Annotated in this window: 13 protein-coding genes; 4 read left to right on the top strand and 9 right to left on the bottom strand. The window is 45.6% G+C overall.

Annotation, left to right across the window (positions count from 1 at the left end; translation table 11 throughout):
* Nucleotides 1-9: 9 nt before the first annotated feature.
* The 3 genes from CEF20_RS07145 (at nt 10) to CEF20_RS07135 (ending at nt 3,814) form a co-directional block, all read left to right on the top strand.
* On the top strand, nt 10-1,464 hold the full coding sequence (locus CEF20_RS07145) for an aldehyde dehydrogenase family protein (protein WP_100331155.1): 1,455 nt from the start codon (nt 10-12) through the stop codon (nt 1,462-1,464).
* Nucleotides 1,451-2,539 carry a tartrate dehydrogenase gene (locus CEF20_RS07140; RefSeq protein WP_100331154.1) on the top strand — a complete coding sequence of 363 codons (1,089 nt, stop codon included), beginning with the start codon at nt 1,451-1,453 and terminating at the stop codon, nt 2,537-2,539. The genes CEF20_RS07145 and CEF20_RS07140 overlap by 14 nt, the downstream gene beginning before the upstream one ends.
* Before the next feature lie 84 nt (nt 2,540-2,623).
* Nucleotides 2,624-3,814, top strand: a complete 1,191-nt coding sequence (locus CEF20_RS07135; RefSeq protein WP_100331153.1) for an MFS transporter — start codon at nt 2,624-2,626, stop codon at nt 3,812-3,814.
* A 99-nt stretch (nt 3,815-3,913) separates the two neighbouring features.
* On the opposite strand, the gene CEF20_RS07130 is transcribed toward CEF20_RS07135, so the two are convergent.
* The 9 genes from CEF20_RS07130 to CEF20_RS07090 form a co-directional block, all read right to left on the bottom strand.
* Complete coding sequence (locus tag CEF20_RS07130; protein WP_100331152.1) at nt 3,914-4,354, bottom strand: GNAT family N-acetyltransferase; 441 nt, start codon at nt 4,352-4,354, stop codon at nt 3,914-3,916.
* 738 nt (nt 4,355-5,092) lie between these two features.
* Nucleotides 5,093-5,998: a sulfite exporter TauE/SafE family protein gene (locus tag CEF20_RS07125; protein ID WP_100331151.1), complete on the bottom strand. Its 906-nt coding sequence runs from the start codon at nt 5,996-5,998 to the stop codon at nt 5,093-5,095.
* A gap of 51 nt (nt 5,999-6,049) precedes the next feature.
* Nucleotides 6,050-6,784, bottom strand: coding sequence for a sirohydrochlorin chelatase (locus CEF20_RS07120; RefSeq protein ID WP_100331150.1), 735 nt, complete (start codon nt 6,782-6,784; stop codon nt 6,050-6,052).
* Entirely contained in the window at nt 6,781-7,566 is a 786-nt protein-coding gene (cobA, locus tag CEF20_RS07115; protein WP_198508474.1) for a uroporphyrinogen-III C-methyltransferase, read from the bottom strand. Before cobA ends, CEF20_RS07120 begins: the two co-directional genes overlap by 4 nt.
* A 15-nt stretch (nt 7,567-7,581) precedes the next feature.
* Nucleotides 7,582-7,800, bottom strand: coding sequence for a DUF3906 family protein (locus tag CEF20_RS07110; protein WP_100331148.1), 219 nt, complete (start codon nt 7,798-7,800; stop codon nt 7,582-7,584).
* 12 nt (nt 7,801-7,812) lie between these two features.
* Nucleotides 7,813-9,435 carry a nitrite/sulfite reductase gene (locus CEF20_RS07105; protein ID WP_100331147.1) on the bottom strand — a complete coding sequence of 541 codons (1,623 nt, stop codon included), beginning with the start codon at nt 9,433-9,435 and terminating at the stop codon, nt 7,813-7,815.
* An 11-nt stretch (nt 9,436-9,446) separates the two neighbouring features.
* On the bottom strand, nt 9,447-10,040 hold the full coding sequence (cysC, locus tag CEF20_RS07100; protein ID WP_100331146.1) for an adenylyl-sulfate kinase: 594 nt from the start codon (nt 10,038-10,040) through the stop codon (nt 9,447-9,449).
* Between the two features lie 13 nt (nt 10,041-10,053).
* Complete coding sequence (gene sat / locus CEF20_RS07095; RefSeq protein WP_100331145.1) at nt 10,054-11,202, bottom strand: sulfate adenylyltransferase; 1,149 nt, start codon at nt 11,200-11,202, stop codon at nt 10,054-10,056.
* Nucleotides 11,203-11,260: 58 nt separating this feature from the next.
* Nucleotides 11,261-11,965, bottom strand: a complete 705-nt coding sequence (locus tag CEF20_RS07090) for a phosphoadenylyl-sulfate reductase (protein WP_100331144.1) — start codon at nt 11,963-11,965, stop codon at nt 11,261-11,263.
* A gap of 183 nt (nt 11,966-12,148) precedes the next feature.
* Between CEF20_RS07090 and CEF20_RS07085 the strand changes: the two genes are divergently transcribed.
* Nucleotides 12,149-12,571 carry a pyridoxamine 5'-phosphate oxidase family protein gene (locus tag CEF20_RS07085; RefSeq protein ID WP_100331143.1) on the top strand — a complete coding sequence of 141 codons (423 nt, stop codon included), beginning with the start codon at nt 12,149-12,151 and terminating at the stop codon, nt 12,569-12,571.
* The last annotated feature ends 62 nt before the right edge of the window (nt 12,572-12,633 follow it).

The following is a 12,633-nucleotide window of genomic DNA, read 5'->3' as shown; positions in this document are numbered from 1 at the left end:
GAGGAGCAAATGCAAAGCAGTATCCTAAAACAAAAGTTGTTCATTAATGGTCAGTGGATCGATACAGAGAACACTCATAAGGTGTATAACAAATTTACTGGGGAGCTTTTTTCTGAGGTTGGATTGGCGGATGAGAAGATTGTCGATCGGGCGGTTGAATCGGCGGTGCATGCTTACAAGCATATTGCATTTGTCCCCAGTTACCGTTATACCGTATTGATGAGCGCAGCCGACCTTTTGCAAGAACACCTGGAAGAGTTTGCCCTTGTGATCGCTCAAGAAGGAGGAAAGCCTATTAAGGACGCGAAGGTGGAAGTCAAACGTTCTGTGGCGACGCTTCAGCTGGCGGCAGAGGAAGCGAAAAAGCTCGTTGGAGAGATCATTCCCAATTACAATGTACCGGACCGCTTTCTTTATACAGTGAAAAAGCCGATCGGGGCGGTAGCGGCTATTACACCTTTTAACTTCCCATTAAATCTAGTCGTCCACAAAGTCGCCCCGGCCTTGGCAGCCGGCAATCCGGTTATTATTAAACCGGCATCGGATACAGCGACGGTTGCGGTTAAGCTATGTGAACTGCTGGAGCAAGCAGGTGTGCCTAAAGGCTATGTCCAATGCGTGGTGGGAAGCGGCCGCACAGTAGGTGAACAGCTGCTTCACGACGAGCGGATTGCCCACTATACATTTACAGGTTCCCCTGGCGTTGGCAAGCACATCCAGCAAACAATCGGACTTCGGAAAGCCACATTGGAGCTCGGCTCTAACTCCGCAACCATTGTGCATAGCGATGCTGATATTGAAAAAGCAGCCTCGCAGCTGGCCAAAATGGCTTTTGCCCATGCTGGACAAATTTGCATTTCCGTCCAGCGGATTTTAATTAACAGTGCCATTTATAAGTCATTTCTTAAAAAGTTCATGGATGAAGTTTCCTTGCTTAAAGTGGGTGATCCCTTGCATCCGGATACCGATGTCGGTCCGATGATAAGTGAAAAAGAAGCCAAACGTGCCGAACAATGGATTATTGAAGCCAAGGAGGCTGGAGCTGCCGCGTTGACCGGCGGCATCCGCGAAGGTAATATCCTCTATCCCACCGTTCTGACGAATGTTCAAAAAGGCATGAAGGTTGTTGATGAGGAAGTATTTGCACCGATTGTCTCGCTTTTCATATATGATGAAATCGAAGAAGCGATTGAGCTTGTAAATGATTCAAAATATGGACTGCAGGCAGGCATTTATACAGCCGATTTACATTTATCTTATAAAATTCCTTATTTGCTTGATGTAGGCGGTGTCGTAATTAATGATACGTGCTGCTACCGGACGGATCAAATGCCATATGGCGGCGTAAAAGAAAGCGGCAGCGGCAAGGAAGGGCCTGCATATGCGATCCAAGAACTTGTCAAGACGGTTACCGTTGTCGTCAACTTGGAGAATGAAAGAGTAAATAGAAATGAAGACGATTAATGTTGCTGTGATTCCAGGAGACGGTATTGGACCGGAAGTAATCTCAGAAGGAATCAAAGTGATGAAGAAAGCGGCGGAGTTAGATGGGCGCATGCGATTGGCATTCACTTCCTTCCCCTGGGGATGTGAATATTACTTAAAGCACGGCAAAATGATGGCGGATGACGGCATGGAGCAATTAAAAAGATTCGATGCGATTTATCTTGGAGCCGTTGGCTATCCGGGCGTACCGGACCATATCTCTCTTTGGGATTTGCTGCTGCGAATTCGCAAGGAATTTGATCAGTATGTCAATATTCGCCCTATAAAGCTATTGAATGGGGCTCCCTGCCCGATCGAGGGAGGAACAAAAGAAACAATTGATATGCTGTTCATCCGTGAAAACAGCGAAGGGGAGTATGCCGGTTTAGGCGAGTGGATCTTTCAGGGAAAGCCAGAGGAATTGGTGCTGCAAACCGGGGTTTTTTCCCGAAAAGGCACAGAGAGGATTATTCGCTACGCATTCGAGGAAGCCGCCAAATCAGGCAGAACTCTGACAAGCATCAGCAAGGCTAATGCACTCAACTATTCAATGGTATTCTGGGATCAAGTATTTGAAGAGGTCAGCCGGGACTATCCGGAAGTCCAAACCTATTCTTATCTGGTTGATGCCGCTGCGATGCTAATGGTAAAGGATCCGTCCCGTTTTGAAGTTGTGGTGACCTCCAATTTATTCGGCGATATATTGACAGATCTCGGAGCTGCGCTTGCAGGCGGCATGGGACTTGCGGCCGGAGCTAATATTAATCCAGAAAAAGAGTGGCCTTCAATGTTTGAACCTATACACGGTTCTGCACCGGACATAGCGGGCAAAGGAATAGCGAACCCGCTGGCGGCTATCTGGTCTGCAAGCCAAATGTTTGATTTCTTTGGATGTGAAGAAGCGGGCGCGATGCTCCTTGATGCTATTGAAACAGTAATGGAAGAGCGTATCGTTCTTACACCGGATCTCGGAGGAACCGCTTCCACTTCAGACGTAGGAGACCGAATTGTTGAAATCCTTTGTCAGCGGCAGAAAGCGGGCAGCTTCTACTAGTTTGTCAGTTTTACATCAATAAAAAACAGCGCGGTGCAACCAGGCTGCGCTGTTTTTTATTGATCATGAAAGGATGTGAGAGGAATGGAGGCTGTGGAAATACAGAATTCGGACACGATCTCTAGAAAAGATCATGTTTACTTTGTCGCAGCTATATTTTGTTTTTGGTTCGCTATTTATATTTACACCCCTGTTTTTAGTGTGTATTTACAGTCGATTGGCTTTTCTTATTCGGCGATCGGCTTCGTTTTAGGCAGCTATGGCATCACGCAAATTCTGCTGCGCTTTCCGCTTGGGATGCTGTCGGATTTTTTACGATCGCTTCGAAAGAGTTTGTTCATTTGGGGATTTGTGATAGCGCTCACCAGCGATCTGCTGCTCGCTCTTTTTGATTCGTTTGCCATGGTTTTAATCGCCCGCTTGCTGGCAGGCGTGACAGCGGCAATGTGGGTAATGGCAACGGTGCTGTATTCTTATTACTATAGACCAGGACAGTCCTCTAAAGCGATGGGAACAATTCAATTCATTACCGTCGCAACACAATTCTTCAGCATGGCCATCTGCGGTTATCTCGTTCATTTATGGGGCTGGCGTCTGCCTTTTTGGCTTGGCGCAGCCGCTTCAGTATTTGGAATTTTCTTTGCCTGGAAGATTAAAGACCTAAGCCAAGAAGGGGGGGAGGTGAAGCTTTCAGGTTTCGGAAGCTTTATCAAACAAACTGTAACCCTACCGAATCTGCCTTTACTTACCTTGTTATCCTTGATCGCTCACGCTATTTTATTTATTACGATCTTCGGCTTCAGCCCGGTGGCCGCCGCTGAAATGAAGGCGGCAAAAACATCATTTATTTGGCTAATTTCCGCCTTTTTTATTCCGCATGCGCTAGCTTCATTCATTCTTACGATTTATGAACTGCACAGCCGTCTTTATAAATCCGTGCTGCTCATCAGTTTCGGTTTGACAGCGGTTCTTCTGGCGCTTGTGCCTTTCACTGCTTCACTGCTTGCTCTAAGTGCCGTTCATTCAGGACTTGGCCTGACACTCGGCTTTATTTTTCCGCTCTTACTTGGAGAAGTGATTCGATCCAGTCCGCCTAAGCTGAAGATGTCAGCAATGGGCTTCTATCAGTCTTTTTATGCGCTGGGGATCTTCCTTGGACCCTTTGCAGCAGGCATCGCCGCTGAAACAAGCGGGATAAGCGGAGTGTTCATTTTTACCAGCCTGCTGTCTTTAACAGCTGTTTTCATAATGGCCCGCTATTGGAGGAACCGGTAGCGGCTGGATTTTTCAGTGCATATATATAAAGCCTAATTTCTTTTCTGGCTCAAGAGAAATTAGGCTGAGGTTTAACAACCGCGCCCGATAGCGGTAGAATTACAAATCCAGATTTTTTTTAAAGACATAACTTGCTTTGTCATAACCCATTTTTTCCTCGTAAAATCGGTGTGCATCAACTCGCTGTACACCTGATGACAGGGCGACGCTTTGGTAGCCATTTTCTGCAGCCCATTTATGTACGAAAGAAAGGAGCTTTTCACCATATCCATTTGAACGCTTGTTTTTATCGGTGACTAAATCACAAACCCACACAAAACGTCCGTAGTAAAGAGTTATCATGGGTTTAAATCCAGTAAGAGCAACAATTTCTCCATGATCATACAAGGCAAATAACTTATACATGTCCTTTTCTTTTGCCTCTATTACTAAATCAAGATAGGATTTTTCATCAAGATGTGTGCGTAATTGATTCATTACTGAAAAGGCTTCAAGGATTTCCTTATGGGTTTGAAGTTCATTAATAGTTAGTGTATTCATTAGTAATCCTTCTTTTTCATAGCAGAAGAGTGTTTCATCTCTTCTTTATAATATAAATGACTCGAACATCATTGGCTATTAGGATTTCTGAAACAAGATTGAAAGCACAGAAGCTGTTGAAAAAGGAAAAACTATCGTTAACGTGCGCAGTTTCGAAAGCAGAGCAACAGAAAAACATCCCGCCATCATTATCGCCCTTGATCGAGTCAAGCCGGACTTTGTGGTCAAAGCTGCAGAAGTTTTCCTCTTTTATTTGGAGGAGCGGGGATGATCGGCTTATTAAGCAGAGCTAGCCTTTGAAAATGTCCTTAACTCTGTGTCTTCGTACAGTTAGCAGGGGTCCGAGGGGGGCTAAGATTCAGATGATGATTTTTGAGTTTACATAATATATATTATAGGAAGTTAAAGCAAAATAGTTTCTTTTGTCTCATATAAATAGAATACTTTTAATATTGAGATATCAAAAAAATAGCGGATGAATTTCTCTTGATCCCTTGGCTGGATCGGAGTTTTTTTATTGAACCATATTCAAAAAAATAAAATAGCGAATTCAGATTTTCAAAAATATATGACCTGTAAGCTTGTCTGTTAAAAATGAATAATTATCTATTTATAGTTGTCTAAACCCCGTATTTTTTGTAAGAATAAATTTGAATATGAATATTTATTCAAATCTTTCCCCTTTTCATTTTTGGTTATACGACTGGAAGATTATACAAAAACATCCTGAAAGCTTGCTCAGGATGTTTTTGTTGATTTATTTATAGACAGCTCGCTGCTCGTTCGCTTGAGCTTCTTTTCTTTTTGGATCAAACAGTAAATGATATAGCTCCATATGACAGCGATCAAAGTGTAAATGAACATGGTTGTTTCCCAATTGATAGCGGTATAACTGAGTATTGCGTGAATATTTGTAAAAATCAACATGCCGCTGACGATAACGGCAAGCATTTTTGTTGGCAGATTCTTAACGATCCATGCGGAAATAGGAGCGGCAATAATTCCTCCAATCATTAGTGCGCCTACCCAAAGCCAATTGAGTTTTCCCGGGCCTAATGACAGCAGAAAGCCGACTGTGGCTGATAAGGCGACTGCAAATTCACTGGCATTTACGGTACCGATCACTTTTCTTGGGTTCATGCCTTTTTGGGACAGCAAGGCAGGGGTAGCGATCGGCCCCCATCCTCCCCCGCCGCTAGCATCAAAGAATCCAGCGACAAAGCCGAGCGGCGTGTAAAACCGGTTGGAAAGAGCGGTATGTTCCTGCTTGCGGGCATCTTTCATCCTCAAAAAGCGGAATAAAATGTAAAGCCCTAAGCAAAGCAAGAAAATCGAGACATATAATCGGACGTATTCCCCTGTTAGATGGCTTAAAAAAGTTGCACCGGAGAAAGCGCCAATGGAACCGGGAATAATCAGGCGCTTGGCCATGCTTTTATCCACATTTCCAAATTTGATATGCGAAGCTCCAGAAGCCGCTGCCGTGACAACCTCCGCCATATGAACAGAAGCGGAAGCGACCGCCGGGGCAATGCCGGCTGACAGCAGCAATGTAGTGGAAGTCAGCCCGTATCCCATTCCTAAAGAACCGTCTACCAATTGAGCGGTTAAACCGACAAGCGCTAAGATGATAAAGCGTTCCATGTCTCATTCCTCCTTGCCATCCATTTTTTAAAGCCGTTTTTAAACAATAAATCATTTTTGCGTAACTTCCTCAGCAATGCGCTCAGCGATAACATGGCATAAGTGAGGATGATAGCCAAGATAAGAGCAGAGAAAGACGGGAGTCGAAGCAGATAATTCCTGAATGTCTTTCTCCATCTTCTTCATTAAAATACCGGTAAACAGCAAATAAGGCAGCACCCATATTTGCTTGGTCTCTTTCTCGGAGAGCCGCTGCAATTCTGCTGAAAATGCAGGCGTCGCGGCAGCTAAAAAGCAAATATTCACATCGTTTAACTTGGTTTTGGAGCGGAATAATTGGCGAATGCGCTGAAAATCCGCTGCTGTTTGAGGATCGCTGCTGCCGCGCCCGACAATCAGGACAGACGCTTCCCTCGAAACAGGAACCCCCTTTTCAGTCATTCGCTCGATTAAAATGTCGATCATTTTTTCATGTACGCCCACAGGCTTCTTGTAAACCGTTCGAACCTTCGGGAATTTTGCTGAGACTTTGCTGAGTGCGGCCGGAATGTCTTTCTTCGCATGTCCGGCTTCAAGAAGCAAGAACGGAAAGACAATGATTTCCGTGGCTCCCCGTTCCACACATCGAGAGAATCCTTGTTCAATCGTTGGCTCGGCCAGTTCTAAAAAACAAGCCTCTTGTATCTTTACATCGGTTAACGGCTTGCATCGTTCTATAAAATCAAGCGCCTCCTGGCATCCTTTTTTCACTCGGCTTCCGTGGCAAATGTAAAGCACGGCTTTCATGAACGGTCACCAGCCGCCGCTGCTGGGATATCGGGCCATTGCCATTCTTCCGCCCATTGAATATTTTCCCTTAGCTTCACGACGTCTCCAATCACAATCATGCTCGGATTAGTCAGGCCTGCCTTTGCGGCTAAATCCGCAATCGCACCGAGTGTACCGGTGACAGTGCGCTGCTGCGCCGTAGTTCCCCAATGAATTAAAGCAGCCGGGGTATCGGGGGATTTCCCGTGTCCGATCAGCTTTTCTTGAATATAAGGAAGGTTTTTCATGCCCATATAAATGGCTAATGTGTCAATGCCGTTTGCTAAAGACGCCCATTTCACTTCTTCAGACTGATCATTGCGGCGATGGCCGGTGACGATAGCAAACGAGGAGCTGTAGTCCCTGTGGGTTACAGGAATGCCCGCATAGGCTGGCGCAGCAATTCCTGACGTTATTCCGGGAACGATTTCAAATGGGATATCATGCCGCGCCAAAAATTCTGCTTCCTCGCCTCCGCGTCCGAACACGAATGGATCGCCGCCTTTTAATCTCGTGACCTTCTTTCCGAGCTTTGCGTGCTTCACTAAAAAGCAGTGAATCGTCTCCTGTTGCAAGTGGTGATGCTTCGGCAGCTTTCCGCAAAAAATCAGCTCCGCTTCCGGTTTGGCATAATTCAGCAATTCTTCGCTAATTAACCGGTCATAAAGAATTACATCCGCTTCCTGAATCGCCTTTAACCCTTTTACCGTAATCAGTTCCGGATCTCCCGGACCCGCTCCAACCAGCCACACTTTGCCCACGTCAGCCACCTCCATCTATCTTTTCAAGCCGCGAAAGACGGGGAGAACGAATCCGCCCCCTCCTCCTATTCTTTTTTTCTCAAACAGGGTAATATTGTCATAATCAGGCAAGGTTAAATAATACTTCTCAAGCTCCGCTTCCGCTAAATCAAAAGCCTCAGCATCATTCTCAGCCGCTATCACTGCATAGGTGACAGACTCGCCTTGTTTAATTTCAAATCGGTAAATATACATGGATCTCCCTCTTTATACGATTGTCTCTTCTGCCATCAGCTCATCCAGCTTTCTTTGCAAAGAATCCGTTCCAGTGCGTTCGATATAGTCATAGAAGGATTCACCTGGAAGCTTCGTTTCTTTGAAATGCTGAAGAATGCTTTTCAAAATACCCGGAAGTAAGTCCGCTGGGATTTTACCTTTGATTTTTTTGTTGAATATTCCGCCGTTTACTAGCGTGCCTCCCACATGGATCTCAAAGGCTTCCACCATCTGCTTATCTTTATTCCGCATTTTAACGCCTTGAAGGCCGATGTCGGCAATCTGCCGCTGGCCGCAGGAATTCGGGCAGCCGACCATATGGATCCGCACAGGAACATCAAGCGAAAGCTCTTCATCAAGATAAGCGGCAATTCTTTTCATGCGCTCTTTGGTTTCTGTTAAGGCTAAATTGCAGTATTCAATGCCTGTGCAAGAAACCGAATAAGCGGTAAATTTGGGCGCATCCGTTTTCAATCGCTGTAAAACGGGCTCCTTTAACACGTTTTCCACACTTTCTTTCGGAACATTCGGAATAATTAAGTTTTGCGAGCCGCATGTGCGGATTTCACCGTTACCATACATTCGAGCAATGCGAGCGATCTCAAACACTTCCGAGGCTTCTAAGCGTCCGACCGGCACATTTAACCCGATATAATTCAGTCCGGCTTGCTTTTGCGGCTTTACTCCGTAGAAGTAACCGGCATTCCACCCTTTCGTTAAGTCCGTTCCCGCTTCTGGCAAAGGACCTGTATATTCGAGAAGCTTCTCTTTAAAAGCCTCCGCCCCCCAGTCCTCGACAAGAAACTTTAAGCGGGCGCGATGGCGTTTTTCCCGGTAGCCAAAGTCGCGGAAGATCGTTGCCGCAGCGATGGATACGTTCAGCACCTGTTCGGGAAGTATAAACAGATCGAGTTTCTGGGCCAGCTTTGGCGCTGCCGACAAACCGCCGCCGACCTTGAGATGAAAACCGATTTTTTTCTCGCCAGCCATCACCTTTTCCGCAGGGAGAAAAGCGACATCGTTAATCTCTGCATTCCCGGCATTGTAAATATTTGCATTGATGGACATTTTAAATTTGCGGGGCAAATTGGAAAAATCACGGTTGTTTTTAAAGAACTGATCGACTTCTTTGACGAGCGGACGCGTATCCAACACTTCATCGGGATCAATGCCAGCTAGAGCATTGCCGATGACATTGCGGGGGATATCTCCGCAAGCGCCGGTTGATGACAGGCCGACACGCTCCAGCCGCTCCAAAATATCCGGCACTTGTTCAATCGTCAGCCAGTGAAATTGGATGGCCTGCCGCGTCGTGATATCAAAAATATTTCTGCCGTAATCTCGAGAGATTTCCGCAAGCGCTATCACTTGTTCGTTCGTCAAAATGCCGGTGGGCACTTTGACGCGCATCATGAAATAACCATCCTCTTTCGGCCGCTGCAAATACAGCCCTGCCCATTTAAAACTGTCCCATTCTTCTTTTGGAATGGAGTCGAAGCCATTGGCCGCGTAATAAGGGATATCCTGAAACACATCCAGCCCATCCTTGACTAATTTGCGCTGTTCTTGTTTATTGAGCTTCGGGTTATCGGCCCAATTTTTCTCATACGCCATGATGTTCCCTCCTAGAACCAATTATTTTCTTTCATATAATCAATCAGCTTCTCCACGCATTCATTCACCGTTAATTGATCGGTAGGAAGAATAATCTCGGGGGATGCGGGTTCCTCATAAGGAGACGAGATACCGGTAAATTCAGGGATATCCCCGCTTCTCGCTTTTTTGTACAGACCTTTTGGATCACGCGATTCACATTCCCCTATCGGACAGCTTACAAAAACCTCCACAAACTCATCGGTTTCTAATAATTCCCGGACGGTTTGCCGATCCTGCTGAAAAGGAGATATGAAAGCTGTGAAGACGATCTGGCCGCAATCGACAAACAGTTTTGCCACTTCGCCGATGCGCCGGATGTTTTCTTTCCGTTCCTCCTCGGAGAATCCGAGATCTTTATTTAAGCCGTGGCGGATATTATCCCCGTCCAGCACATAGGTTTGCACGCCCAAATCATACAGCCTTTTGGCCGCAGCGTTCGCGACAGTCGATTTGCCGGATCCGGAAAGACCGGTAAACCAAATAACCGCGCTATGATGCTGATTCTTTTCACGGCGTTTTGCTTTCGTTAACGATTGATCATGCCACACGACATTTGAACTCATTTCCTCCATCCCCCTATTTCACCCTTTCTTTCTCACGCAATCCGCGAATGAGCACTTCAACCACTTCTCTTCGGCTAAAGGTGGAAGGCGGAATATCGCCGGAGCGGAGCATTTCCCGCACTTTGGTTCCTGAAAGAACAATGTGATGCTCTCTTTCGTGCGGGCATGTTTTTGCAGAAGCCATTCCTTCACATTTTTGACAGTAGAAGCTATGTTCAAAAAAGAGCAGGGTAATGCCAATTTCCTCCGGCGTAAATTGGCTGAAAATCTTTTGGGCATCGTACGTTCCGTAGTAGTCCCCGACACCGGCATGATCTCGCCCGACGATAAAGTGAGTGCAGCCATAGTTTTTCCGAACGATGGCATGAAACACGGCTTCCCGCGGACCCGCATAGCGCATCGCTGCCGGAAAGACAGCCAGCTTTACCCGGTCGGCAGGGTAATAATGATTTAATAAAACCTGATAGCTTTCCATGCGGACATCCGCCGGGATATCATCCGCTTTCGTTTCTCCGACAAGCGGATTCAGCAGCAACCCGTCGACAATTTCAAGGGCTGTTTTCTGTATGTACTCATGAGCGCGATGTACGGGATTTCGTGTTTGAAAGCCGACAATGCGTCTCCAGCCCTTTTCTTGAAAGATTTGTCTTATTTCTGCAGGATCAAAATAAAACTCTTTAAATTGCGTGCGTTCAATCCGGCGAGTCAGCTTGACAGATCCACCTAAATAAATATCGCCTCGCTGATAAAGCTTTCGGACACCCGGATGGGCAGGATCCGCCGTCTTGTAGACATGCTCGGCTTCATGCGGCTTATCCGGACGGTAAATATCTTGAATGTTTAAGATGCCATAGGTCGTCTCTTCATACTGAAGCTGTACGGTATCCCCCACCGCTAAAGAAACGGCTTGTTCCTCCGTTACAGGAAGAGTGATGGGAAGACTCCAAACCGTTCCATCAGACAGCCGCATATCGGTTACTACGCGGTCGTAATCGGCTTTTGTTAGAAAGCCTTGAAGCGGGCTGTAGGCGCCTGTGCTGATCAATTCAAGATCGCTTAATGCTGTTTTGTCAATGGAAATGCGCTGATCGACAGCTGAAAGGTCAACATGCGGATCATATAATTGAATTAGCGTGCCGCCGTGCGGAAGAATAGATGCCATGATAAAATCCCCCTATTTAAATTATTCTAATTAGTTTACTAAGATTTAACTGAAAAAATTAATTGGTATGCAAGCCGCATTCTGTCTTTCCTGTTCCCGACCACCTGCCCGAGCGAAGATCGTCGATTGACAGCGCCGGCTTTGTACAGGTTTCGCAGCCGATGCTCGGGTATCCTTGATCGTGGAGCGGGTTATAATCAAGCTGATGCTTCGTGACATAACGCCAAATATCTTTCCACGTCCAATGAATTAACGGGCAGACCTTCACCTTTTTAAAGCGGTGATCCTGATTAAGATAGTTCGTTCGTTTTCTTGTTTCCGACTGCTCTCGGCGCAATCCGGAAATCCAGGCAGTATAAGGCTCAAGAGCCGCGGTTAATGGAATGATTTTTCTTAATTCGCAGCATTTATTAGGATTCGTTTGCCAAAGATGCCCTCCAAATTGAGCAGTCTGCTCTTCAACGGTTCTTTCAGGCTGCTGGATATGAAGACGCAAAGCTGGATAGCGCTTCTTAACTTTCTCTATCAACTCATACGTTTCTTTGAAGTGATATCCGGTATCGAGAAAGACAATTTGCGCTTCAGGCTGTACATTGGAAATTAAATCGATTAAGACGATGCCTTCAATGCCGAAGCTGCATGCATAAACCAGCCGGTCGCCATAATGACTATACGCCCACTCAAGGGTTTCTGCCGCTCCCTTTGTGTCGCTGTCTTCCGGAAAAAAAGGAGGATTTTCCCTGAAAGAGTCATAAGTGATCACCTCTAACACCCACTTTCCTTATAGGAATTAACTAATATCCTCATTTTATCAGAAAATTTTTGGAAGTCAATCCTATTTTTCTTATCGGAATTATAGTTATAGTGTATGCTCCTCCGCAGAAACATGTGTTTAATTTAGAAAAAGAAAGGAATAGTAATAAAAGAAATTAAAAGGAGGGATTCTATGAATAAAGAACAAATCATGCAAAAGATCAAGCAGGTTCTTGACGAGCAGCCAGTTGGCACGCTTGCCACTGTTAAGAAGAACAAACCGCATACGCGCTATATGACATTTTTTCACGATGAGCTCACTCTTTACTCACCAACCGGCAAAGACACTTACAAGGTGGAAGAAATCGAAGAAAACCCCAATGTTCACATTCTGCTTGGCTATTCAGGCAACGGCTATGGAGATGCATTTTTAGAGATTGAAGGAACCGCTGTAATAACGAGCTCTTCTGACTTAAAACAAAAGCTTTGGAATGGCGAACTAAGCAAATGGTTTAAAAGCCCTGAGGATCCGAACTTCGTCGTACTGAAGATCACTCCTTCTGTCATCCGGTATATGAATGACGGAAAGGAAACTCCGCAAGTAATAGAACTCTAAGAAAAACACCTTCTATGGAGGGTGTTTTTTCATTTAACGAAATAACACAAACTTTTTGAGAA

Source organism: Bacillus xiapuensis, from assembly GCF_002797355.1.
Taxonomy (GTDB): Bacteria; Bacillota; Bacilli; order Bacillales; family Domibacillaceae; genus Bacillus_CE; species Bacillus_CE xiapuensis.
The sequence above is the reverse complement of the archived record's forward strand: the minus strand, read 5'-3'. Positions and strand labels throughout refer to the sequence as shown.

What these genes read in the sequence shown, in the direction of transcription:
- CEF20_RS07140 (WP_100331154.1), top strand. Translation starts at nt 1,451, where the DNA reads ATGAAGACGATTAATGTTGCTGTGATTCCAGGAGACGGTATTGGACCG.
- CEF20_RS07105 (WP_100331147.1), bottom strand. Translation starts at nt 9,435, where the DNA reads ATGGCGTATGAGAAAAATTGGGCCGATAACCCGAAGCTCAATAAACAA.
- cysC (WP_100331146.1), bottom strand. Translation starts at nt 10,040, where the DNA reads ATGAGTTCAAATGTCGTGTGGCATGATCAATCGTTAACGAAAGCAAAA.
- CEF20_RS07085 (WP_100331143.1), top strand. Translation starts at nt 12,149, where the DNA reads ATGAATAAAGAACAAATCATGCAAAAGATCAAGCAGGTTCTTGACGAG.
- CEF20_RS07120 (WP_100331150.1), bottom strand. Translation starts at nt 6,784, where the DNA reads ATGAAAGCCGTGCTTTACATTTGCCACGGAAGCCGAGTGAAAAAAGGA.
- CEF20_RS07145 (WP_100331155.1), top strand. Translation starts at nt 10, where the DNA reads ATGCAAAGCAGTATCCTAAAACAAAAGTTGTTCATTAATGGTCAGTGG.
- CEF20_RS07125 (WP_100331151.1), bottom strand. Translation starts at nt 5,998, where the DNA reads ATGGAACGCTTTATCATCTTAGCGCTTGTCGGTTTAACCGCTCAATTG.
- CEF20_RS07130 (WP_100331152.1), bottom strand. Translation starts at nt 4,354, where the DNA reads ATGAATACACTAACTATTAATGAACTTCAAACCCATAAGGAAATCCTT.
- CEF20_RS07110 (WP_100331148.1), bottom strand. Translation starts at nt 7,800, where the DNA reads ATGTATATTTACCGATTTGAAATTAAACAAGGCGAGTCTGTCACCTAT.
- sat (WP_100331145.1), bottom strand. Translation starts at nt 11,202, where the DNA reads ATGGCATCTATTCTTCCGCACGGCGGCACGCTAATTCAATTATATGAT.
- CEF20_RS07135 (WP_100331153.1), top strand. Translation starts at nt 2,624, where the DNA reads ATGGAGGCTGTGGAAATACAGAATTCGGACACGATCTCTAGAAAAGAT.